This window comes from Streptomyces sp. NPDC005408, from assembly GCF_040606445.1.
GTDB lineage: Bacteria > Actinomycetota > Actinomycetes > Streptomycetales > Streptomycetaceae > Streptomyces.
The window spans coordinates 64,741-87,294 of sequence record NZ_JBEXEX010000004.1; the positions used below are offsets into that span (position 1 = coordinate 64,741).

The 22,554-nt window shown below is 70.4% G+C and carries 21 protein-coding genes; 9 read left to right on the forward strand and 12 right to left on the reverse strand.

Annotation, left to right across the window (positions count from 1 at the left end; translation table 11 throughout):
• The first annotated feature begins 17 nt into the window (after nucleotides 1-17).
• Nucleotides 18-773, forward strand: a complete 756-nt coding sequence (locus tag ABZS64_RS05685; RefSeq protein ID WP_355823584.1) for a decaprenylphospho-beta-D-erythro-pentofuranosid-2-ulose 2-reductase — start codon at nucleotides 18-20, stop codon at nucleotides 771-773.
• A gap of 14 nt (nucleotides 774-787) precedes the next feature.
• Here ABZS64_RS05685 and ABZS64_RS05690 read toward each other — a convergent pair whose 3' ends face one another.
• Both ABZS64_RS05690 and trpS read right to left on the reverse strand, forming a co-directional pair.
• Nucleotides 788-1,369, reverse strand: a complete 582-nt coding sequence (locus tag ABZS64_RS05690) for a 2'-5' RNA ligase family protein (protein ID WP_355823587.1) — start codon at nucleotides 1,367-1,369, stop codon at nucleotides 788-790.
• Between the two features lie 126 nt (nucleotides 1,370-1,495).
• Nucleotides 1,496-2,509, reverse strand: a complete 1,014-nt coding sequence (gene trpS / locus ABZS64_RS05695) for a tryptophan--tRNA ligase (RefSeq protein WP_355823590.1) — start codon at nucleotides 2,507-2,509, stop codon at nucleotides 1,496-1,498.
• Nucleotides 2,510-2,555: 46 nt separating this feature from the next.
• Between trpS and ABZS64_RS05700 the strand changes: the two genes are divergently transcribed.
• The 3 genes from ABZS64_RS05700 to ABZS64_RS05710 all read left to right on the forward strand — a co-directional run bounded on the left by ABZS64_RS05700 (nucleotide 2,556) and on the right by ABZS64_RS05710 (nucleotide 4,801).
• Complete coding sequence (locus tag ABZS64_RS05700) at nucleotides 2,556-3,182, forward strand: sigma-70 family RNA polymerase sigma factor (RefSeq protein WP_355824108.1); 627 nt, start codon at nucleotides 2,556-2,558, stop codon at nucleotides 3,180-3,182.
• An 82-nt stretch (nucleotides 3,183-3,264) separates the two neighbouring features.
• The gene (locus ABZS64_RS05705) at nucleotides 3,265-3,990 is read left to right on the forward strand and encodes a hypothetical protein (protein ID WP_355824110.1); all 726 of its coding nucleotides are present in this window, start codon (nucleotides 3,265-3,267) and stop codon (nucleotides 3,988-3,990) included.
• Nucleotides 3,991-4,093: 103 nt separating this feature from the next.
• Entirely contained in the window at nucleotides 4,094-4,801 is a 708-nt protein-coding gene (locus ABZS64_RS05710; RefSeq protein ID WP_355823593.1) for a hypothetical protein, read from the forward strand.
• 30 nt (nucleotides 4,802-4,831) lie between these two features.
• Here the strand turns inward: ABZS64_RS05710 and glyA are convergent, their stop codons facing one another.
• Nucleotides 4,832-6,100: a serine hydroxymethyltransferase gene (glyA, locus tag ABZS64_RS05715; RefSeq protein WP_355823596.1), complete on the reverse strand. Its 1,269-nt coding sequence runs from the start codon at nucleotides 6,098-6,100 to the stop codon at nucleotides 4,832-4,834.
• Between the two features lie 329 nt (nucleotides 6,101-6,429).
• Here glyA and rocD point away from each other — a divergent pair, with 329 nt between their 5' ends.
• On the forward strand, nucleotides 6,430-7,635 hold the full coding sequence (gene rocD / locus ABZS64_RS05720) for an ornithine--oxo-acid transaminase (RefSeq protein WP_355823599.1): 1,206 nt from the start codon (nucleotides 6,430-6,432) through the stop codon (nucleotides 7,633-7,635).
• 35 nt (nucleotides 7,636-7,670) lie between these two features.
• On the opposite strand, the gene ABZS64_RS05725 is transcribed toward rocD, so the two are convergent.
• Complete coding sequence (locus ABZS64_RS05725; RefSeq protein ID WP_355823602.1) at nucleotides 7,671-8,852, reverse strand: glutathionylspermidine synthase family protein; 1,182 nt, start codon at nucleotides 8,850-8,852, stop codon at nucleotides 7,671-7,673.
• 15 nt (nucleotides 8,853-8,867) lie between these two features.
• Nucleotides 8,868-9,167 (reverse strand): hypothetical protein, encoded by a 300-nt coding sequence (locus ABZS64_RS05730; protein ID WP_355823605.1) that lies wholly within the window; start codon nucleotides 9,165-9,167, stop codon nucleotides 8,868-8,870.
• A gap of 123 nt (nucleotides 9,168-9,290) precedes the next feature.
• Between ABZS64_RS05730 and ABZS64_RS05735 the strand changes: the two genes are divergently transcribed.
• Nucleotides 9,291-10,145: a hypothetical protein gene (locus ABZS64_RS05735; RefSeq protein ID WP_355824112.1), complete on the forward strand. Its 855-nt coding sequence runs from the start codon at nucleotides 9,291-9,293 to the stop codon at nucleotides 10,143-10,145.
• Between the two features lie 40 nt (nucleotides 10,146-10,185).
• On the opposite strand, the gene ABZS64_RS05740 is transcribed toward ABZS64_RS05735, so the two are convergent.
• Nucleotides 10,186-11,586 (reverse strand): PLP-dependent aminotransferase family protein, encoded by a 1,401-nt coding sequence (locus ABZS64_RS05740; RefSeq protein WP_355823608.1) that lies wholly within the window; start codon nucleotides 11,584-11,586, stop codon nucleotides 10,186-10,188.
• Nucleotides 11,587-11,633: 47 nt separating this feature from the next.
• On the opposite strand from ABZS64_RS05740, the gene ABZS64_RS05745 reads away from it, so the two are divergent.
• Both ABZS64_RS05745 and ABZS64_RS05750 read left to right on the forward strand, forming a co-directional pair.
• Nucleotides 11,634-12,134, forward strand: a complete 501-nt coding sequence (locus tag ABZS64_RS05745; RefSeq protein WP_355823610.1) for a carboxymuconolactone decarboxylase family protein — start codon at nucleotides 11,634-11,636, stop codon at nucleotides 12,132-12,134.
• A 51-nt stretch (nucleotides 12,135-12,185) separates the two neighbouring features.
• Nucleotides 12,186-12,917: an isocitrate lyase/phosphoenolpyruvate mutase family protein gene (locus tag ABZS64_RS05750; protein WP_355823613.1), complete on the forward strand. Its 732-nt coding sequence runs from the start codon at nucleotides 12,186-12,188 to the stop codon at nucleotides 12,915-12,917.
• A 111-nt stretch (nucleotides 12,918-13,028) separates the two neighbouring features.
• Here ABZS64_RS05750 and ABZS64_RS05755 read toward each other — a convergent pair whose 3' ends face one another.
• The 5 genes from ABZS64_RS05755 to ABZS64_RS05775 are packed head-to-tail and all read right to left on the reverse strand — an operon-like array spanning nucleotide 13,029 to nucleotide 20,121.
• Nucleotides 13,029-13,982, reverse strand: coding sequence for an ABC transporter substrate-binding protein (locus tag ABZS64_RS05755; protein WP_355823615.1), 954 nt, complete (start codon nucleotides 13,980-13,982; stop codon nucleotides 13,029-13,031).
• 27 nt (nucleotides 13,983-14,009) lie between these two features.
• Nucleotides 14,010-15,959 carry an ABC transporter permease subunit gene (locus tag ABZS64_RS05760; RefSeq protein ID WP_355823618.1) on the reverse strand — a complete coding sequence of 650 codons (1,950 nt, stop codon included), beginning with the start codon at nucleotides 15,957-15,959 and terminating at the stop codon, nucleotides 14,010-14,012.
• Nucleotides 15,956-17,074 carry a glycine betaine/L-proline ABC transporter ATP-binding protein gene (locus ABZS64_RS05765; protein ID WP_355823621.1) on the reverse strand — a complete coding sequence of 373 codons (1,119 nt, stop codon included), beginning with the start codon at nucleotides 17,072-17,074 and terminating at the stop codon, nucleotides 15,956-15,958. The genes ABZS64_RS05760 and ABZS64_RS05765 overlap by 4 nt, the downstream gene beginning before the upstream one ends.
• Nucleotides 17,071-18,606, reverse strand: coding sequence for a GMC oxidoreductase (locus ABZS64_RS05770; RefSeq protein ID WP_355823624.1), 1,536 nt, complete (start codon nucleotides 18,604-18,606; stop codon nucleotides 17,071-17,073). Before ABZS64_RS05770 ends, ABZS64_RS05765 begins: the two co-directional genes overlap by 4 nt.
• Nucleotides 18,607-18,624: 18 nt before the next feature.
• On the reverse strand, nucleotides 18,625-20,121 hold the full coding sequence (locus ABZS64_RS05775) for an aldehyde dehydrogenase family protein (RefSeq protein WP_355823627.1): 1,497 nt from the start codon (nucleotides 20,119-20,121) through the stop codon (nucleotides 18,625-18,627).
• A gap of 111 nt (nucleotides 20,122-20,232) precedes the next feature.
• Between ABZS64_RS05775 and ABZS64_RS05780 the strand changes: the two genes are divergently transcribed.
• Nucleotides 20,233-21,138, forward strand: coding sequence for a VOC family protein (locus ABZS64_RS05780; protein WP_355823629.1), 906 nt, complete (start codon nucleotides 20,233-20,235; stop codon nucleotides 21,136-21,138).
• Between the two features lie 10 nt (nucleotides 21,139-21,148).
• Here the strand turns inward: ABZS64_RS05780 and ABZS64_RS05785 are convergent, their stop codons facing one another.
• A complete protein-coding gene (locus tag ABZS64_RS05785) occupies nucleotides 21,149-22,528 on the reverse strand; it encodes a radical SAM protein (RefSeq protein WP_355823632.1) in 1,380 nt (459 codons plus the stop codon).
• Nucleotides 22,529-22,554 lie beyond the last annotated feature (26 nt).

Here is a 22,554-nt window from a genome sequence, read left to right on the forward strand (position 1 = left end):
CAAGGAGCACACCAGCCATGAAGGACGCCTTCGGCACCCCGCAGTCCCTGCTCGTCCTCGGCGGCACGTCGGAGATCGGCCTGGCCACAGCCCGGCTGCTCATCGCCCGCCGCACCCGCACCGTCTGGCTGGCGGGCCGCCACGCGCCCTCCCTGGAGGACGCGGCCTCGGACCTCCGCGCGCTCGGGGCCGACGTCCGCACCGTCGCCTTCGACGCCCTGGACTGCGGCTCCCACGCGGAGGTGCTGGGCAAGGTCTTCGCGGAGGGCGACATCGACCTGGTGCTGCTGGCCTTCGGTGTCCTCGGCGACCAGGCGAACGACGAGGCCGATCCCCCGGCAGCCGTGCGGGTCGCCCAGACCAACTACACGGGGGCCCTCTCGGCCGGTCTGGTGTGCGCGGCGGCGCTGCAGCACCAGGGGCACGGCTCGCTGGTGATGCTCTCCTCCGTCGCGGGCGAGCGCGCCCGCCGCGCGAACTTCATCTACGGCTCGAGCAAGGCCGGCCTGGACGCCTTCGCGCAGGGACTGGGCGACGCGATGCACGGGACAGGCGTGCACGTCATGGTCGTACGCCCCGGATTCGTACGTACGAAGATGACGGCCGGGCTGCCCGATGCGCCGCTCGCCACCACCCCCGAAGCGGTCGCCGCGGCCATCGAGCACGGGCTGCGGCGCAGGTCGGAGACGGTGTGGGTACCGGGCGCCCTGCGCATGGTGATGTCGGCGCTACGGCATCTGCCGCGTCCGCTCTTCCGCAGACTGCCCCTCTGACGGGACGGCCGGGGTCAGGAGGTGGCGGCGGGCTCGTCGACCGGGGCGCCCTGAGCGGGGACGGCCGCGATGCCGCCCCCGAAGGCGTACTCATGGAGCTTGCGCCACACGCCGTCCGAGCCCTGCTCGTACAGCGCGAAAGCGGCGCAGGTCCAGGCCGCCTCGTACTCGGAGAGCTCTTCGTACGCCCGGTCCATCGCCTCTTCGGCGATGCCGTGCGCCACGGTCACATGCGGGTGGTACGAAAACTGCAGCTCACGGACCAGGGGCCCGGACGCGTCCCGCACCCGCTTCTGCAGCCAGGAGCAGGCCGCCGCGCCCTCGACGACCTGGACGAAGACGACGGGCGAGAGCGGACGGAAGGTTCCGGTGCCGGACAGCCGCATCGGGAACGGGCGGCCGTTCGCCGCGACCGCGGCCAGATGCGCCTCGATCGCGGGCAGCGCCTCGGCGTCGACCTCGGTGGGCGGGAGGAGGGTGACATGCGTGGGAATGCCGTGCGCGGCGGGATCCCCGAAGCCCGCGCGCCGCTCCTGGAGCAGGCTGCCGTAGGGCTCCGGGACCGCGATCGAAACGCCGAGCGTTACGGTCCCCACGTCGTTCTCCTCAGTCGTCGGTCGGTAGGTGTGCAGCCGCCAGTGTGGCGGCTGCACCGTATGTGTGGCCAGAGTCCTTGGACACAGTGCGGATTCAGTGATGACTCAGTACCAAATCGTGCGCACTCAGTGCTTCGCCGGCAGGAACCCGACTCTGTCGAAGACCGAGGCCAGGGTCTCGGCGGCCACCGCGCGAGCCTTCTCCGCGCCCTTGGCCAGGATCGAGTCCAGCGTCTCGGGGTCGTCCAGATATTCCTGCGTACGGGTACGGAAGGGGGTGACGAAATCCACCATGATCTCGGCGAGGTCCGTCTTCAGCGCCCCGTACATCTTGCCCTCGTACTCCGCCTCCAGCTCGGCGATGCTCTTGCCGGTGAGGGTGGACTGGATGGTCAGCAGGTTAGAGATGCCCGGCTTCTCCACGGGGTCGAAGCGGATGACGGTGTCGGTGTCCGTGACCGCGCTCTTGACCTTCTTCGCGGTCGCCTTCGGCTCGTCGAGCAGATTGATCAGGCCCTTGGGCGTGGACGCCGACTTGCTCATCTTGATCGACGGGTCCTGGAGGTCGTAGATCTTCGCGACCTCCTTGACGATGTACGGCGCCGGGATGGTGAACGTGTCACCGAAGCGGGTGTTGAAGCGCTCGGCAAGGTCACGGGTGAGCTCGATGTGCTGGCGCTGGTCCTCGCCGACCGGGACGGCGTTGGCCTGGTAGAGCAGGATGTCCGCGACCTGCAGGATCGGATACGTGAACAGGCCGACGGTGGCGCGGTCGGTGCCCTGCTTGGCGGACTTGTCCTTGAACTGCGTCATCCGGGAGGCCTCGCCGAAGCCGGTGAGGCAGTTCATGATCCAGCCGAGCTGGGCGTGCTCGGGGACGTGGCTCTGGATGAAGAGGGTGCAGCGCTCGGGGTCGAGACCGGCGGCGAGCAGCTGGGCGGCGGCGAGCCGGGTGTTGGCGCGCAGCTCGGCCGGGTCCTGCGGCACGGTGATCGCGTGCAGGTCCACGACCATGTAGAACGCGTCGTGGGTCTCTTGCAGCGCCACGTACTGACGGATCGCACCGAGGTAGTTCCCGAGGTGGAACGAGCCTGCGGTGGGCTGAATACCGGAGAGCGCGCGGGGTCGGTCTGAGGCCATGCTCATCATTCTCTCAGGTGTGGAACCGATCTCCGGCCGCCGGTGTATGAAAGGTGTGAGGGCGCGGGAGGGGACCCTGCAGACGGGTCCGGAGGGGGGCCGCATCGTCGAGGACGAGCGTGCGGTGATCGCGCGGGTGCGCGCCGGAGAGCCGGAGGCGTACGCGGAGCTGGTGCGCGCCCATACGAATGTGGCGCTGCGGGCTGCCGTGGCCTTCGGGGCGGGTGCGGACGCGGAGGACGTGGTCCAGAACGCCTTCCTCAAGGCGTACCAATCGCTCGGCCGTTTTCGGGACGGCGCGGCATTCCGTCCGTGGCTGCTGCGGATCGTGGTCAATGAGACGAGGAACACAGTGCGCTCGGCAGTGCGGCTGCGGGCGCTCGCCGGACGGGAGGCGCTGCTGCTCGGCTCCGAGCCGCTGATACCGGAGTCGGCGGACCCGGCGGTGGCGGCGCTCGCGGAGGAGCGGCGGACGGCGCTGCTGGCGGCGCTGGAGGAGCTCAGCGAGGAGCAGCGGCAGGTCGTCACCTACCGCTATCTGCTGGAAATGGACGAGGCGGAGACGGCTGAGGCGCTGGGCTGGCCGCGGGGCACGGTGAAGTCCCGGCTGAACCGGGGGCTGGCGAGGCTGGGCCGGGTCATAGGAGCGAAGGGAGGTGAGGAGCGTGAGTGACGAGGAGCGTGGCGGGGGTCGTCGCGGGGATGAGCAGGCCCTTGAGGCCTTGGGCGAGGAGCTGCGCGGGCTGGGACGAGGGATGCGGATCCCGGACGTCGACGGCGAGACGATGGCGGAGCGCGTGCTGGCACAGCTCCTCGCCGACGCAGTGCCGGTTCCCGCCGCTCCCGGACGCGTCGAGCGACTGCGGCTCTGGACGCGCAGGCGGTGGCGGGCACTGATGGTCGCCGTCTCCGGGGTCCTGGTGGTTCTGGTGCTCACACCTCCGGTGCGGGCAGCGGTGGCGGACTGGTTCGGATTCGGCGGGGTCGAGGTGCACTACGACCCGTCGACACCCTCGCAGTCGGGCGGACAGCCACCGTGGTGCCACTCGCCGGTGCCGCTGGGTGAGGCAGAGCGGCGCGCGGGCTTCGGGGCCCGAGTGCCGGGCGCGCTCGGCGCTCCGGACGCCGTCTCGGTGAGCGTGGGGCCGGCGGGGCGGTCGGTGGTGAGCCTGTGCTGGAGCGAGCGGGGGCGGACGATCCGGCTGGACGAGTTCCCGGCGAAGCTGGACCTGGGCTTCGCCAAGCAGGCACGGCTGATGCCGGAGTGGGTGACGCTGACCGGCGGGACGGGCCTGTGGTTCGCCGAGCCGCATCTGCTGCGGTTCGGGATGACGGACGCCCGGGGCGACGGCTGGATACAGGCCGAGCGCACGGCGGGGCCGACGCTGCTGTGGATGGCGGGCGGCGAGCGGACGACGCTGCGGCTGGAGGGCGTGGCGTCCTTGCAGCGCGCCAAGGAGTTCGCGGAATCCACGCCCTGAAACTGGCTCCTGTGGAACGGGAACCCGAAGGGGTCGAGCGGTGTACCAGAGATGACGCGGACAGGTACGGACGGGCCGTAACCGGGCGTCGGCTGGGGGAAGTATGCGACTGCTACGACGACTTGCCGCACTGGCGACGGTGCTCGCGCTGACCTGGATCTTCGCCCCGAGCGCGGTGGCCGGAGGGCCGACGAGCGTGCTGATCACCTCGCCGGAGAGCAACGAGACCGCCTCGCTCTACAACTCCGACAAGGAGTACACGACCCTGCTGAACCTGCTGGGCGACGGCCCGGCCAAGGGCCAGACGGACCGGCCGCCGTCGCTGGACATGGCGGTGGGGACACGGCAGATCAATGTGACCTGGCTGATCCACGATGTGCAGCCGTGGCGGGTGGACCGGGTGTATCCCGGCGACCAGCCGAACCTGGTCTGGATCCATACGTCGACGGAGATGACGACCCAGAGGGGCTACTGGCACCAGGCGCACCAGCCGGTTCAGCTGCACGCGCTCCTGTCGAAGCTGGGCGTGATGGGCAAGAAGTCGGCCGGCGGCGGAGGCGCGGTGGTGTATCCGCCGGACTGGAACCAGAGCCAGGAGCAGGAACAGGGCGAGAGCCAGAAGCAGCCCGCCGCCGCTCCCCGGGCGGCGGCTGACACCACAACGGACTGGTGGTGGGCGATACCGGGCCTCGCGGTCGGTGCCGGGCTGGCCCTGGTCCTGCGCCCGCCGGCCTCCCGGCTGCCGCGCCCGCCGTTCGGACGGGGCGGCACACCGGAGTCGGGCCCGCGGCAGCAACTGCTGGACGGCTAGGCGTCGCGGACGAGCGCTGCGAGGACGTGACTAGGCGGACAGCCCGGGCGCCGGGAACGCGGCCATCAGCTCGGCAACCTCCGAGCGGATGGCGGCCAGCGCGTCCTCGTCGCCCGAGCGGGCCGCGGTCACACCGCGGTCGATCCATTCGGCGACGGCGGCCATGTGCTGCGTACCGAGACCGCGAGAGGTGAGGGAGGGGGTGCCGATACGGACGCCGGAGGGGTCGAACGGCTTTCGCGGGTCGTACGGGACGGTGTTGTAGTTGACGACGATCCCGGCCCGGTCCAGCGCCTTGGCCGCCACCTTGCCGGGGACGTCCTTGGGGGTGAGGTCCATCAGGATCAGGTGGTTGTCGGTGCCGCCGGAGACCAGGTCGAAGCCTCGGGCGAGCAGTTGGTCGGCGAGGGCCCTGGCGTTGGCGACCACCGACGCCGCGTAGTCACGGAAGGAGGGCTGGGCCGCCTCGTGGAGGGCGACCGCGATGGCCGCCGTGGTCTGGTTGTGCGGCCCGCCCTGGAGGCCGGGGAAGACGGCCTTGTCGATGGCCTTGGCGTGCTCCTCCCGGGACATCAGCATCGCGCCGCGGGGCCCGCGCAGGGTCTTGTGGGTGGTCGTGGAGATCACGTCCGCGTGCGGGACCGGTGAGGGGTGCGCGCCGCCCGCGATCAGGCCGGCGATATGGGCGACATCGGCGACCAGGACGGCACCGGACTCCCGGGCGATCTCGGCGAAGGCCGCGAAGTCGATGGTGCGGGGCAGTGCGGTACCGCCACAGAAAATGATCTTCGGGCGTTCCTTGAGGGCGAGTTCGCGCACCTCGTCGAAGTCGATGAGGCCGGTGTCCTGGCGTACGCCGTACTGGACGCCGCGGAACCACCTGCCGGTGGCGGAGACGCCCCAGCCGTGGGTGAGGTGGCCGCCCATCGGCAGGGCCATGCCCATCACGGTGTCGCCGGGTTCGGCGAAGGCGAGATAGACGGCGAGGTTGGCCGGGGAGCCGGAGTAGGGCTGGACATTGGCGTGCTCGACACCGAAGAGGGCCTTGGCACGGGCGATGGCGAGCCGCTCGACCTTGTCGATGTTCTGCTGGCCCTCGTAGTAGCGGCGGCCTGCGTACCCCTCGCTGTACTTGTTCTGCAGGACCGTGCCGGAGGCTTCCAGGACGGCGCGGGAGACGTAGTTCTCGCTAGGGATCAGGCGGAGGGTGTCGGCCTGGAGTTGTTCCTCGGCGCCGACGAGGGCAGCCAGTTCGGGGTCCGTGGCGGAGAGTGCGGGGTGCGGCAGGGGAAGAGTCATGGTGTCCTCCGGGGCGATCCGTGCTCGGTCGTGGTCCCGGGGTGCAGCTCGGGGATCCCCTCGCCAGAGGCAGGTCGCCCAAGGCAGGGGGCGTGCGGCACCACACGGGACGGGTCCCGGGGTACCCAGGCGGGCGGCACCTCGTGTGATCTTCCGCGCGCGGTTCCCTCGGGGTCACTTCCCCGTACGCCAGTCGCCGTGCGTAGTGTCCAGCCTAGCCGCCACGTCCCACAGCAAGGTTTCTTCGTCCGCCATGCGAGCGACGATAGAAACAGGGGCACCACCCCGCCCCACGCCGGATGCCTTGTCACTACGTGAACGGAGATCCCGTGTCTGCATCGGAGAGCGCCATCGCCTCTGCGGAGGCCCACAGCGCGCACAACTACCACCCGCTCCCCGTTGTCGTCGCCTCGGCGGACGGCGCGTGGATGACCGATGTCGAGGGGCGCCGCTACCTCGACATGCTTGCCGGGTACTCGGCGCTCAATTTCGGCCATGGAAACCGCCGGCTGATCGACGCCGCCAAGGCGCAGCTGGAGAGAGTCACGCTCACCTCCCGTGCGTTCCACCACGACCGGTTCGCCGACTTCTGTACGCAGCTCGCCGAGTTGTGCGGCATGGAGATGGTGCTGCCGATGAACACTGGGGCGGAGGCGGTGGAGACCGCCGTGAAGACCGCCCGGAAATGGGGCTACCGGGTCAAGGGCGTCCCGGACAACATGGCGAAGATCATCGTCGCGGCCAACAACTTCCACGGCCGTACGACCACGGTGATCAGCTTCTCGACGGATCAGGAGGCACGGGCGGACTTCGGTCCGTACACCCCGGGCTTCGAGATCGTTCCGTACGGGGATCTGACCGCACTGGACGCCGCGCTCACCGAGAACACCGTGGCCGTGCTGCTGGAGCCGATCCAGGGCGAGGCGGGGGTGCTGGTGCCGCCGGCCGGGTATCTCCCGGGGGTCCGGCAGCTGACCCGTGAGCGGAACGTGCTCTTCATCGCGGACGAGATCCAGTCGGGCCTCGGACGGACCGGCAAGACCTTCGCCTGCGAGCACGAGGGCGTCGTGCCGGACATGTATGTGCTGGGCAAGGCGCTCGGCGGCGGTGTCGTCCCCGTGTCGGCGGTCGTCTCCTCCAGCGAGGTGCTCGGCGTCTACCGTCCCGGCGAGCACGGCTCGACGTTCGGCGGCAATCCGCTGGCCTGCGCGGTGGCCCTCGAGGTGATCGCGATGCTGCGCAGCGGTGAGTTCCAGCAGCGCGCCACCGAGCTGGGCGAGCATCTCCACCACGAGCTGGGCCTGTTGACGGGCGGCGGCGCGGTGGAGGCGGTGCGCGGCCGCGGGCTGTGGGCGGGCGTCGACATCGCCCCGAGCCACGGCACAGGCCGCGAGATCTCCGAGAAGCTGATGGACCGCGGGGTCCTGGTCAAGGACACCCACGGCTCGACGATCCGGATCGCCCCGCCGCTGGTGATCAGCAAGGAGGACCTGGACTGGGGCCTGGACCAGCTCAGGGCCGTGCTGGGCGCTTAGGCCCTGTCCGGCCGATCTTGCCGGGGTCAGAGGGCTCAGAGGATGACGTGGGGCAGGAAGCGGGCGTATTCGTCCGTGACCGGCCCCGCCGATTCCCTGATGCCGAGTCCCGCGGCCTCGTCCTCGACGACCCATGCGCCGAGGACCACGCGGTTGCCGTCGAAGTCCGGCAGCGGGGCCAGCTCCTGGTAGCAGCACGGCTCTTCACGCAGTACGGGACCGGCGCCCGGCTCGTGGATCGTGACGCCCGCGCCCTCGCGGCCGAGCAGCGGCTTGGCAACATAGCCACGCTCGGCCGCGAGTTCGCGCGGGCCGTCGAGATAGGCGGGGAGCAGATTCGGGTGGCCCGGATTCAGCTCCCAGAGGATCGCCAGCAGTGCCTTGTTGGACAGCAGCATCTTCCAGGCGGGCTCTATCCAGCAGGTGGTGCCGGTGCCGCCGCCGTTGTCCAGGGTGTCGAGGACGTGGGGCCCGAAGCGGTCGGTGGCCAGCCACTCCCACGGGTAGAGCTTGAAGCAGCTGCGGATGAAGCGCAGCCGGTCGTCGACGAAGCGTCCGGACAGCCGGTCCCAGCCGATCTGTTCGACGGACAGCGCCTCGGTGGTGAGCCCGGCCTGTTCGGCCGTCTCGCGCAGATACGCCACGGTCATCAGGTCCTCGCCCAGCTCGTCCCCGTCGGAGTGGACGAAGTGCAGCGGCCCGGGCAGCAGCAGGGGAGCCTGCCGTTTCCAGGCGTCGACGAGGCGTTCATGGAGGGAGTTCCACTGGTCGGCGCCGGGGAAGCGGTCCTCCATCCAGAACCACTGCGGGCTGGCGGCCTCGACCAGGGAGGTGGGCGTATCGGCGTTGTACTCCAGCATCTTGGCCGGGCCCGTGCCGTCGTAGCGCAGGTCGAACCGGCCGTAGACGGAAGGGAGTTCGTCCCGGCGACGCCAGGACTCGGCGATCAGCGACGCGAGCCTGGGGTCGGTGATGCCGAGCTCGGCGAAGCGGTCGTGCTCGACCATGTGCGCGGCTGCGGCCAGGCACAGGGCGTGCAGTTCCTCGACGACCTCTTCCAGTGCCTCGACTTCGGGCAGGGTGAACGCGTAGTAGGCGCTCTCGTCCCAGTACGGGCGCAGCGAGTTGTCCGGGTAGCGGGTCAGCGGATAGACGAGGCCCTGCTCCTCGACGATCTCCTGCCAGCCGGGGCGGGGTTCGATGGTGTGACGCTTCATGGGGCGGGTTCCGGCTCAGCCGCCGCCGGAGCCGGAGCAGCCGAAGCCTCCGCGGTCGACGGCCGTCTTGTCGAAGCTGCCGCCCTCGACCTTGCCGTCGCTGACCCGGCCGCCGTAGTAGTACGAGCCGTGGGTGCCACTGCTGCCGCTGGTAATGCCGCCGCCGCTCTCGCACTCGTAACTGGGCAGCTTCTCCCGGGTCACCGGGTCGACGCACCGCTTGTCCGGGTCCGAGCCGCAGGAGGTGATCGTCGCAGCGAGCACCCCCATACCGCCGAGCACCACCGTGCTCGACCTCAGCCTGCGTCGCGCCACAGCCGGTCGCTCCCGTTCGAATTCAAGCCAGTAGACCGCCGGACAGACTAGAGGGCAGCCCCGCGCACCCGTGAGCCCGGTCCACCAACCCTCCTCATCTAGAGTCGCTTTGTGCTCATTGGGATGATCTGCGCCCTTGCCTCCTCGGTCTGCTTCGGTATGGCCTCCGTCTTTCAGGCCCTGGGAGCCCGCGCCACGCAGCCGGGGACCGGCTCAGGCGTCGACCCGGCGCTGCTGCTGCGTGCCCTGCGCCAGTGGCGGTATGTCGCCGGACTCGCCCTGGACGGCGTGGGTTTCGTCCTCCAGATCGTCGCCCTGCTCACCATCCCCATCTACGCGGTGGGCGCTGCGCTCGCCGCCAGCCTCGCGGTCACCGCCGTGGTTTCTTCCCGCCTGCTCCACGTCCGTCTCAAGGCCGTCGAATGGACCGCGGTGGGCGTGGTGTGCGCGGGACTGGCGATGCTGGCGCTGGCCTCCGGCGAGGAGGGCGACCGTGCCGCGTCGGACGCACTGCGCTGGGCGATGCTCGGCGTGGCGTTCGCCGTGCTCGTCGTCGGTGCGGTGGCGGGCCGCCTCCCCGACAAGCCGCGCGCCCTGGCGCTCGGCCTCGGCGCGGGCTTCGGCTTCGGCGTGGTCGAGGTCTCGGTCCGGCTGATCGACTCGCTCGCGCTGCCCGGCGTACTGGCCAATCCGGCGCTGTACGCATTGCTGCTCGGCGGCGGCACGGCGTTTCTGCTGCTCACCTCAGCGCTGCAGCGCGGCTCGGTGACGGCGGCCACGGCGGGCATGGTGCTCGGCGAAACGATCGGCCCGGCGCTGGTGGGCGTGGTGTGGCTGGGCGACCGCACCCGTGAGGGCCTTGCGTGGCTGGCGATCGCGGGCTTCGCGGTCGCGGTGGCAGGCGCGCTGGCGCTGGCGCGCTTCGGCGAACCTCCGGCGCCACTGCCCACGGAGGAGCCCGCGACCCGGGAGGCCTGAACAGGCGGCGCGGGGTCCGGGGCAGAGCGCCGGCGCGCGGTCACGGCAGTGCACGGCACAGCGCGTCAAGCGCCCCCGTCCACCCGCTGTCCGGCGGCGTCCCGTACCCCACCACCAGCGCGTCCCTCCCCCGTGGCGTGTCCTCGTGCCGGAAGCGTGAGACGCCCTCCACCGCCAGGCCCTGCCACGCCGCCGCCTGGATCACCGACTGCTCGGTGCCCGGCGGGAGTTCGAGCACCGCGTGCAGCCCGGCCGCGATCCCGCTGACCCGGATGTCCGGCGCCCGCTCGGCCAGCGCGGCGACGAGTTGGTCGCGCCTTCTGCGGTAGCGCAGCCGCATCCCCCGTACATGACGGTCGTACGCGCCCGACGCGATGAACTCCGCGAGCGTCAGCTGGTCCAGCGCGCTGGAGACCCAGTCGACGTATCCCTTGGCCGCCAGCACATCCCCCACCAGCTCATCGGGCAGCACCATCCAGGCGAGCCGCAGCCCCGGCACCAGCGACTTGCTCGCCGTCCCCAGATAGACCACCCGGTCCGGGTCGAGTCCCTGGAGCGCGCCCACGGGCTGGCGGTCGTAGCGGAACTCCCCGTCGTAGTCGTCCTCCAGGATCAGCCCGCCCGTCCCGCGCGCCCAGTCGACGGCGGCCGCGCGCCGGTCGGGGTGCAGGGCGACGCCCATCGGGAACTGGTGCGCCGGGGTCAGCAGCACCGCACCCGCCCCGCGCAGGGCACCCAACTCATCCGTGCGGGAGCCCAGTTCGTCGTACTGCAGCGCGGGCGTCCGCAGCCCCGCCTCGGTCAGCAGGTTCCAGTGCACATCGAGTCCGTACGACTCGACGGCCACCTCGCGCACCCGCCGCCGCCTGAGCACCTTCCCCATCAGCATCAGCCCGTGGACGAAGCCGGAGCAGATCACGATCCGCTCGGGGTCCGCGTACACGCCGCGCGCCCGCGCCAGATAGTCGGCCAGTACGGTCCGCAGCTCGATGCGTCCGCGGGTGTCGCCGTATCCGAAGGCGTCGTGCGGCGCGGCGGTCAGCGCGCGGCGGGCCGCCTTCAGCCACTCCGCGCGCGGGAAGGAGGCGAGGTCGGGGCTGCCGGCCATCAGGCTGTACTGCGGTCCGCCACGGGCCGGCCGCGTCCGGACCGCCCCCGCCGCGGGCTTTCTCGGAGCAGCCCGCCTGGCGACCCGCGTGCCCGAGCCCTGCTGCGCGGTGAGCCACCCCTCGGCGACGAGCTCGGCGTACGCGTCGGCGACCGTATTGCGGGCGATCCCCAGGTCGGCGGCGAGCGAGCGGGAGGACGGCAGCCGCGTCCCGGGGGCCAGCCGTCCCGTGCGCACGGCCTCCCGCAGAGCGTCCATCAGTCCCGCACGCAGCCCTGAACCGCGCAGTTCCAGATGCAGGTCGGCGCCGAAAGTGGCCCAGGAATCCGTCATGAAGGTGGACCATACTCCTGCGCCACACCCCCACTAGATTTGCCCGCATGACGCCGAACGAGAACCAGTCCTACGCCCCCGAGCACACACCCCGCCTGCCCTGGGCGAAGCTCGCCCCCGAGGTCTACAAGGCCATGGCCAAGCTGGACGCGGCCGCCCGGCAGGGCCTCGACCCGGTCCTGCTCGAACTGGTCAAGATCCGCGCCTCACAGATCAACCACTGCGCGTTCTGCCTCGACATGCACACCAAGGACGCGCTCGCGGCGGGCGAGTCCGTGGAGCGGATCATCCAGCTCGGCGCGTGGGAGGAGTCGCAGCACTTCTACACCGCGAAGGAGATCGCGGCGATCGAGCTGACGGAGGCCGTTACCGTGCTGACCGACGGCTTTGTTCCGGACGAGGTGTACGAGAAGGCCGCCAAGCACTTCGACGAGACGGAGCTCGCCCAGCTGATCTCGGCGATCGCCGTCATCAACGCATGGAACCGCTTCGGCGTGAGCGCGCGCATGGTCCCCGGCCACTACACGCCCGGCCAGTACAAACACTGACCACAGGGCCTCGCCGGCCCGTCAGCCTTCGCATCCCACGGGGTATCCGACATGACCGTTGAAACCTTCCGTTCCCTCCACCACGACCGCGCTCCCGGCGATCCCCTCGTCCTCCCGGGACCGTGGGACGCGGCCAGCGCCCTCGCCTTCGCGGACGCGGGCTTCCCGGCGCTGGCGACCCCGAGCGCCGGAGTCGCGGCGTCCCTCGGCTACGAGGACGGGCAGACTCCGGCCGACGAGATGTTCGCGGCCGTCGCCCGTATCACCCGCGTGGTGAGCATCCCCGTATCCGCCGATGTCGAGGCCGGCTACGGCCTGGCCCCGAAGGAGCTGGTCGCCCGGATCCTCGGCTCGGGCGCCGTCGGCTGCAATCTGGAGGACTCCGACTCCACGACGCATTCGCTCAAGGACCCCCAGCGCCATGCCGACTGGCTCGCCGAGGTCCGCGCGGAGGCGGGCGACCGGCTCTTCATCAACGCCCGGGTCGACTCGTTCCTGCGCGGAGTCAGCGACCCGGCGGAGGCGATCACCCGGGCCCGCCTGTATGCAGCTGCGGGCGCGGACTGCGTCTACCCCATCGCGGCACCGCCCGGGCAACTCCCGTTGCTGCGCAAGGAGATCGACGTCCCGATCAATGTCGCCCCGTTCCCGGGCAGCCCTCCGATCGCGGAACTGGGCCGCCTGGGCGCGACCCGAATCACCTTCGGACCGGGTCTGCAGAGGAAGGCGACGGCGGCGGTACGGAAGATCGCCGAGGAACTGCGAGCGGACCTGCCGCACTGACCCGTGCGGGACGCGGACGGCATCGGCGATGCCGTCCGCGTCACGCAGGGAGCCGCTCGGGTCAGCTCGGGTCAGCTCGGGTCGGAACGGGTCAGCTCGGGTCGGAACGGGTCACTTCTTCGGAAGCCACGCCTTCCACGTCGCCTCGTTCGCCTTGACCCACTTCTCGGCCGCCGCCTCCGGCGACATCTTCTCGCCCGCGATCATGAGCGCGACCTCGTTCTGCTGCTCGGTCGTCCACTTGAAGTTCTTCAGGAACTCCGCCGCCTTGCCACCGCTCTTGGCGAAGTCCGCGTTGAAGTACTTCTGCAGCGGGGTGTTCGGGTACGCGCAGGCGATCTTCTTCGGGTCAGCGTCACAACCCGTCTTGTACTCCGGCAGCTTGACCTCGACCATGTCGACCTGCGCGTTCAGCCACTGCGGGGTCCACCAGTACGTCAGGAAGGGCTTCTGCTCCTTCGCGTACTTCTTGATCGCGGTGATCTGCGCGGCCTCGGAACCCGAGTAGTTGGTCTTCAGATCCAGCTTCAGGTTCTTGATGAGGGCGTCGTCGTTGGTGACATAGTCCGGGGAGCCCTCAAGGATCTCGCCCTTGTCACCGCTCTCGCCGGTCTTGAACTCCTTGGCGTACTTGTTGAGGTTCTTGTAGTCCGTGACGTCGGGGTGCTTGTCCGCGAAGTACTTCGGCACGAACCAGCCGATGTGTCCGGTCACGCCGAGGTCGCCGCCCTTGACGACCGTCTTCTTCGTCGTGACGTACTGCTTCTCCTCCTTGGGGTGACCCCAGTCCTCCATGATCGCGTCCACGTCACCCTTGGAGAGCGCGTCCCAGGCGAGGACCTCGCCCATCTGCTGGGTCTTGACGGTGTAGCCCAGCTCCTTCTTCAGGATGTAGGCGGCGACGGCCGTATTGGCCTGGGCACCGACCCACGAAGGCACGGTCAGCTTCACGGTCTTGTCGCCGCCGACCTCGTCCTTCTTCCCGGTCTCGGCAGCGCCGCAGGCGCTGAGAGTGAGGACGCCGAGGGCGCTGATGACGGCAGTGGATATACGAAGGGTGCGCATGGTGCTCCTGTTGCTGGAGGGAAGGGTTCAGTCGGTCTTGCGGGCGGCGGGCTGCGTGATCCGGTCCAGTACGAGACCGAGGCAGACGATCGCGACTCCTGCCGTCATGCCTAGGCCCATCTCGCCCCGGGAGAGGCCCTTCACGACGTCGTAGCCGAGCGCCCCGCCGCCGACCAGGCCGCCGACGACGACCACCGCGAGCACCAGGACGACGCCCTGGTTGACGGCGAGTTGGAGCGCGGGACGGGCCAGGGGAAGCTGGACCTGGAGGAGTTGCTGGCGGGTCGACGCACCCAGCGAGCGGGAGGCCTCCAGCGCGGCCGGGTCGACCTCGCGCAGGCCCTGGGTGGTGATACGGACGACGGCGGGCAGCGCGTACACGACGGCCGCGATGATCGCCGAGGCGCGGGTGACACCGAACAGCGCGACCACCGGGATGAGATACACGAACTGCGGCATCGTCTGCATCGCGTCGAGCACCGGCCGCAGCCAGCGTTCGAGCCGCCCGGCCCGGGCGCAGAAGATGCCCGCGAGCACCCCGAGCACCAGCGTGAGGACGAGCGCCGCGAGCACCTGGGAGAGCGTGTCCAGCGACTTCCCCCACACCCCGAGAACGCCGATCGCGCCCATCGACAGCGTGGCGGTGAGCGCGGTCGCCCAGGTGCCGACCAGCCAGGCCACGGCCGCGACGAGCAGCAGGAGCGACCACCACGGGAGCCAGGTCAGGGCGTCACGCAGGGGGTTGAGGATCCAGAGCGTGAACTCGCGCGACCAGGCCTCGGTGAAGGTGAGGTTCTCGGTGATCCATTCCTGCGCCTTGTTGACGGGCGTGGAGATGTCGTACGTCCAGCCCTCCGGCCATGCCTTGCCGATGGCGAGGCCCCCCAGCGCGGCGGCCACGACGCCCCCGAGCACCAGCGCCCAGGCCGGCCGGCCGTGCAGCAGCCCGCCGCCGGGTGCGCTTTCGCCGATGCGGTCGCCTGCCGCCGCTGTCGTACGGTCCAGCCAGACCGCGATCAGCACGATCGGGATACCCGCGGCGAGCGCCTTGCCGACGTCGACCGTCGACAGCGCCGAGTACACCGCTTCGCCGAGGCCTCCGGCCCCGACAAGGGCCGCGATGACGACCATCGAGAGCGCCATCATGATCGTCTGGTTCAGGCCGAGGAGCATCTGCTTACGGGCGAGCGGCAGCCGCGCGGTCCGCAGTCGCTGCCACCCGCTCGCGCCGAGCGACGCGGAGGCCTCCAGCACGGCCGGGTCGGCGCCGCGCAGCCCGAGCGCCGTGAGCCGGGCCATGGGCGGGGCGGCGTAGATGACCGTGCAGAACAGCGCGGCGGGCGTGCCGGTCCCGAAGACCAGCACGAACGGCAGCAGATACGCGAACGCGGGCAGCACCTGCATGGTGTCGAGCACCGGCCGCAGCGCCCGGTCGACGCGCGCCGAAAGACCGGCCGCGAGCCCGATCAGCACGCCCAGCAGAGCGGCGACCGCGACGGAGACCACCATCAGCGCGATGGTGATCAGCGTGGCGTCCCACATCCCGAGCAGCCCGCACACGGCGAACGCCCCGAACGCAGTCGCCGCCACCTTGATCCCACGTCGCCCGAGCCCAGCGGCCCGCCAGGCGAACAGCACGCCGGCGACCAGGACGCCGAGCCAGCCCATGGCGTCGAGGAAGCGGTAGACAACGTCGACCGCGTCGGTGGCGGTGTTGGAGAAGTGGAGCAGGAAGTAGAGGAAGAGGGGGTGGGTGTCGCGGTTGTCGATGACCCACTGGTTGGCGTCGTCGAGCGGGCCGGAGACATCGACGGTCAGCCCGGAGGGCCAACTGCCGCTGCCCCACAGGGCGATGCCGAGGGGTACGAGCACGAGGGCGCCGACGACCAGGGCGAGGACCTTGCGCCGGCCGCGGCTGAGCAGGACGTTGCGCAGTACGGGCGCTTCCTTGACCGGAGCCGTGACGGCGGCCGTCATGCGACGACTTCCTTGTCCGTATCGGCGCGCCGGTCGAGGCCCGCCACCACGTCGAGCAGACCGGCGTGGTCGACCACGCCGACGCAGCGGCCGTCCTCCATCACCCGCGCCCTCTCGCCGCTCCGCGCAACCGCCTCGATCGCCTCGAAGACCGTCGCCTCGGGAGCGATCGCCGGGCCGGATTCGGCCTCGGCCGCGTCCGCCGCCGGGCGCATCGCCGTACGCACCGTCATCACCTGCTCGCGCGGCACGTCGCGGACAAAGTCCCGTACGTAGTCGTCGGCGGGCGAGCCCACGATCTCCTCCGGCGTGCCCAGCTGCACGATCCGCCCGTCCCGCATCAGCGCGATACGGTCCCCCAGCTTCAGCGCCTCGCTCAGGTCGTGCGTGATGAAGATCATCGTCCGGCCCTCCTCGCGGTGCAGCCTGATGACCTCCTCCTGCATATCGCGCCGGATCAGCGGGTCGAGCGCGCTGAACGGCTCGTCGAAGAGCAGCACTTCGGGGTCGACGGCGAGCGCGCGGGCGAGCCCGACACGCTGCTGCTGACCGCCGGACAGCTGGCCGGGACGGCGGTGCTCAAGCCCTTCGAGCCCCACCTTGGCGACGACCTCCGCGGCTTTCGCGCGCCGTGCCGCCTTGCCGAGGCCCTGGATCTCGAGCCCGTACGCGACGTTGTCGAGCACCGAGCGGTGCGGCAGCAGTCCGAAGTGCTGGAAGACCATGGACGCCCGGTGGCGGCGCAGTTCACGCAGCCGCGCCGTGTCCATGGAGAGCACGTCCTCGCCGTCGATGGCGATCGCCCCTGATGTCGGCTCGATCAGCCGGGTCAGACAGCGTACGAGGGTCGACTTGCCGGAGCCGGAGAGGCCCATGACGACGAAGACCTCGCCCTTGCGGACATCGAAGGAGACATCGCGTACGGCGGCGGTGCATCCGGTACGGGCACGCAGCTCGGCCGGGCCGAGCGCGCCGAGTCCGGCGTCGCCGGGGATGCGTTCGGCCTTCGGCCCGAAGACCTTCCACAGGTCGCGTACGGAGAACACCGGCGGCTGTCCCGCGGTGTCCTTGTCCAGCGCGATACCGGCTTCCTGGCCGGTGCTGATGTCGGTCATAGGGCGGAGCCCCTTTCGTCGGACGCCGCCGCAAGCAGCTCGGCGCACTTCTCTCCCACCATCAGGACCCCGATCATCGGGTTCACGGCGGGCATCGTCGGGAAGACGGACGCGTCGGCGATGCGGATGCCGTCGAGCCCCCGGATCTTCAAGTCCGGTGCCACTACGGCCAGTTCATCGGCCGGGGCCCCCATGCGGCAGGTGCCGGCGGGGTGGTACACGGTGTGCGCGACCTTGCGCGCGTACTCGCCGATCGCCTCGTCGGAGGTGACCTCCGGCCCCGGGCAGACCTCCCGCTTCAGCCAGCCCGCCAGCGGCTGGGCACTGGCGATCTCACGGGCGAGCTTGATCCCGTCGACGAGGGTCCGTCCGTCGTAGTCGTCCTCGTCCGTGAAGTAACGGAAGTCCAGCGCAGGCTTCACATCCGGATCCGCGCTGGTCAGATACAGCCGTCCGCGGCTGCGCGGCTTGGGGATGTTCGGCGTCATCGACACCCCGTGCGCCGGCCGCTCGTAGCCGAGCCGCTCAGGATTGTCGGTGAACGGTATTTGGTAGAAGTGGAACATCAAGTCGGGCCCCTGCGCGTCCGGATCGCGCCGTACGAACAGGCCCGCGTCGCTGTCCATCGCCGAGTTCTCGGGGATCGGCCCGTGCGTCTCCCAGACGATCACCGACTCCGGGTGGTCGAGCAGGTTCTCGCCGACGCCCGGCAGATCGTGCACGACCGGGATGCCGAGCGCTTCCAGGTCGGCGCGGGGTCCGATGCCGGAGTGCAGCAGCAGCCGCGGAGTGTCCACCGCGCCCGCGCAGACCAGGACTTCGCGCCGCGCCTCGACGAGCAGGTCCTCGCCGTCCTTCGTACGGACGCGAACTCCCGTCGCCCGTGTCCCGTCAAGATCCAGCTTGTACGCCCAGGTCTCCAGGGCGATATGCAGGTTCGGCCGGTCCAGGAACGGATGCAGATACGCGACGGACGCCGACGACCGCTCGTTGTTCTCGGGGTGGTAGGCAAGATCGAAGAAGCCGACGCCCTGGTGGAAGGGCTTCTTGTTGAAGCCCTCGACGCGCGGGACGGAGAGCGCGGCCTGGGCGGCGTCGACGAAGTCGCGGGCAATGGCGTTACGGTCCGCCTCGTCGACCGCCACGATGTTGTTCCGCAGCCGGTCGAAGTACGGGTCCATCGCGGCCGCGTCCCAGCCCTCGGCCCCGGCAGCCGCCCACTCGTCCCAGTCGGACGGCAGCGGCCTGAAGGCGATGAGGGTGTTGTGGGAGGAACAGCCGCCGAGCACCCGGGCGCGGCTGTGCCGGATGTGGGAGTTGCCACGGGGCTGCTCGGTGGTGGGGTAGTCGTAGTCGAGTTCGCCGCCCAGCAGCCCCATCCAGCGCCGCAGGGTCAGGACGTCGTCCCGGCCGACATCACTCGGACCGCCCTCGATGAGGGCGACGGTGACGTCGGGGTTCTCGGTGAGCCGGGATGCGATCACCGATCCGGCCGTGCCGCCCCCGACGACGACATAGTCGTACGTGGTCATGTTGCTCGTTCTCCTGCCTCAGCCCGAGAACCAGCGCACGGGGCGCGGGGCGAGGTTCTGGTAGATGTGCTTGGCCTCGCGGTACTCGGCGAGACCGGCGGGACCCAGCTCGCGCCCGATGCCGCTCTTCCCGAAGCCGCCCCACTCCGCCTGCGGGAGGTAGGGGTGGAAGTCGTTGATCCAGACGGTCCCGTGCCGCAGCCGCCCGGCGACCCGCCGCGCCCGCCCCGGGTCGGTGGTCCACACCGCGCCGGCGAGCCCGTACTCGGTGTCGTTGGCGAGGGCGACGGCCTCGTCCTCGGTGCGGAAGGTCTCGACGGTCAGGACGGGCCCGAAGACCTCTTCGCGTACGACGCGCATGCCGCGGTGGCACTGGTCGAGGACGGTGGGGCGGTAGAAGTACCCCTCCTCGTACCCGTCCCCGCCGGGCCGCTGCCCACCGGCCCGCAGCACCGCGCCCTCGGCGAGGGCGGACGCGACGTAGTCCTCGGTCCTGGCGAGCTGCTGCGCGGATACGAGGGGCCCGCACTCGACGCCCTCGTCGGTGCCGCGCCCGAGGCGGATCTTTTCGGCGCGCCGGGCGAGTTCGCCGACGAAGCGCTCGCGCAGGGATTCCTCGATGATGAGCCTGGATCCGGCGGAGCAGACCTGCCCGCTGTGGATGAAGGCGGCATTCAGTGCCTGATCGACGGCGGTGTCGAAGCCGTCGTCGCTTTCGCAGGCGTCTGCGAACACGACATTGGGGTTCTTGCCGCCAAGTTCGAGGGCGACCTTCTTGACGCTGTCGGCGGCGGCGCGCATGACCTTCGTACCGCTGGCGAGCCCGCCGGTGAAGGACACCAGATCCACATCGGGATGCTCGGCGAGCCGGGCGCCGACGGTGTCGCCCACGCCGGTCACGATGTTCGCCACACCGGCGGGCAGGCCCGCCTCTTCGAGCAGCTGGATCAGCTCGACCGTGGTCAGCGGAGTGATCTCACTCGGCTTGATCACAAAGGTGTTGCCCGCGGCCAGCGCCGGGGCGATCTTCCAACTCGCTTGTAGGAGCGGGTAGTTCCACGGCGTGATCAGCGCGCAGACCCCGACGGGCTCATGGACGACCACGCTGTGGATGTCGTGGGACCCGGCATCGACGACCCGCCCACCGCTCTCGTTCATGACGAGGTCGGCGAAGTAACGGAAGGCGTCGCTGACGCAGTCGACGTCGATGCGGCCCTCTTCGACGGTCTTCCCGGCGTCCCGGCTCTCCAGCTCCCCGAGCGCTTCCCGGTTCCGCTGCAGCAGATCCGCGACGCGCCTCAGCACGGCGGCCCGCTCGGCCACCGGAGTCCGGGGCCATTCGCCCTCGTCGAAGGCGGCACGCGCGGCGGCGATCGCGGCGTCCGCGTCCTCGGCCCCGCCCTCCGCCACGACTGCGAACACGGTCGCGTCAGCGGGGTCGAGTATCTCGCGCGCGGCGCCGGAGGCGGCTGCACGCCACTCTCCGCCCACGTGGATGGTCTGTTGTGCCGACACGTCGCGTTTGGCCTTCCGTTCCCGATATGTACATCGCCGGTAAGGACCAGCGGACGGGGCGCCTGCCCCTGGGGGTGGAAACCATGCGCAATGGGTGGCCGGAAGTGGCCCGTGTCACTTATTCGACGCCTACGCGGCGGTTACCGGCCACTCGTCGGCGCGATCCACCGGCCCTCACACCTGCTCGCGTACCGTCCCGCCCAGTGGTCGACCGATGCGAAGGAGCACCCGACCGTGATCACCACCGGCTATGTGACCGGCTCTCCCTGCTGGCTCGACCTCGGCAGCCCCGACACGGAGGCGTCCGCCGCCTTCTACGGAGCGGTGTTCGGCTGGACCTTCCGGCCGGCGGGCCCGGACGCGGGCGGTTACGGCGTCCTCCACAAAGACGGCCGTACCGTCGGGGCCATCGGCCCGCTCACCGAGGAGGGGGCGAGCGGGGCATGGACCGTGTACTTCCGGACCGCCGACGCCGATGCCACGGCCAGGGCCACCGAGCTGGGCGGCGGGAGGGTGCGGGCCGGGGCATTCGACGTCATGGAGGCGGGGCGGACGGCCTGCCTCACGGATCCGTTCGGCGCGGAGTTCGCGGTCTGGCAGCCCGCGGCACTCCAGGGCCTGGAGGCGGTCACCGAGGAGGGCACGTTGACCTGGGCTGAGCTCTTCTCGCCGGATCCGGCGACAGCCGCGGCCTTCTACGGCGACCTGTTCGGCTGGCGCAGAGAGGAGGTGACCTTGCTCGGCATGGCGTACAGCATTCTCTCCACCGCCGAGGGCGACCAGGGCGCGGCTGCCTTCGGCGGTATCGCGCCGCTCCAGGTGGAGGGCCAGAAGCCGCGTTGGCTGCCGTACTTCGAGGTGGCCGACCCGGATGCGGTGGCGAGGGACACGGAGGAGAACGGCGGTTCGGTGCTCGTGCCTCCCGTCGACGCCCCGGGCGTCGGCCGCCTGGGCGCCCTCGCCGATCCCTTCGGCGCACCCTTCGCCGTCGTCCACTCGCCCGCGGCAGGTGACTGACACCTGTACGTCACTGCGGCTGCCTGCCTCCGAACGCCGCGAGCGTCCGCTCCAGCATCGGCATCGCACGCACCACCCGGCGGCTGCGGATCAGCGCGTCCCACGCGGGCTCGAACTTCTTCCAGCCGCCCGCGTACGCGAGATGCCGCAGCCGCTCATGGGTACCCGGCTGGGCTCCGGCGCCGCGCCAGATGTTCCGCCAGCGGTAGAAGTCCCGGTAGGCGCGCCAGTAGCCGTCCTCGAGCTGACGCGGCGTCATTCCCTTGGGCCGGTAGACCACATGACGGGTGTCATAGAGGTCCCAGTCCCGGTGCACGATCCGGTCCTCCGCCTCCATCTGCTTCCAAAGACCAGTGGACGGGTACGGCGTCATGATGTGGAAGGTGGCCGTCTCGATGCCCTGCTCGACGGCCCACTCCACCGTGCGGTCGAAGACGTCGGGCCCGTCGTGGTCGAGGCCGAAGACGAAGCTGGCGTTCACCATGACACCCGCGTCGTGCAGCCGGCGCACGGCGGCCGAGTAGTCCTTGCCGATGTTCTGGTCCTTCCGCCGCTCGGCGAGGTTGGCCGCGTTGACCGTCTCGAACCCCACGAACAGGCTGCGCAGCCCCGCCTCCACGGCCCGCTCCAGCAGGCCGGGCTGGAGCACCGACTTCACCGTCCCGGCCGCCTGCCACAGCCGCCCCGTCCCGGCCATCCCGTCGAACAGGGCCTCGGCGAAACGGCGGTTGCCCAGCAGATGGTCGTCCAGGAAGTAGAGGTGACGGCCGGGAAGCCGGTCGATCTCGGCCAGGGCGTCGTCGACGGCCTGCGTGTAGAAGGACTTGCCGCCCTCGAAGAAGGCGTCCTTGTAGCAGAAGTCGCAGTGGTGCGGGCAGCCCCGCGAGACGACGATCGAGTTGGGGACGAGATAGAGGTGACGCTTGATCAAGTCCCGTCGTACGGGAGGCAGCCCGGCCAGCGTGCGCTGCTTGGAGTCGTAACGGCGACCCGGCAGTCCGTCCCGGAACTCCTTCAGGAAGAGCGGCCAGGTGTCCTCGCCCGGCCCGGTGAAGATCGTGTCGGCGTGCTGCGCGGCCTCCTCCGGCAGCGAGGTGACGTGCAGACCGCCCATGGCCACATGCACGCCCCGGGCCCGGAAGTGATCGGCTATCTCATAGCTGCGCCGTGCTGACGTGATGTACGGCTGGAGGACCAGCAGATCAGGACTGTCGAGCGACTCGATGTCGATCCGCTCCACATGCTCGTCGTACAGCGTCACCTCGTCGTCCGGACCGAGATACCCGGCGAGGGTCGCGAGCCCGAGCGGCGGGAAGAGCGAGTACTTGATGGGACGGAAGAGCGGGCTGGTCGCTTCGGTCAGGGCGGGAAGAATCATCGTCACGCGCATGACAGCCCAGACTCACCGGACCCCGC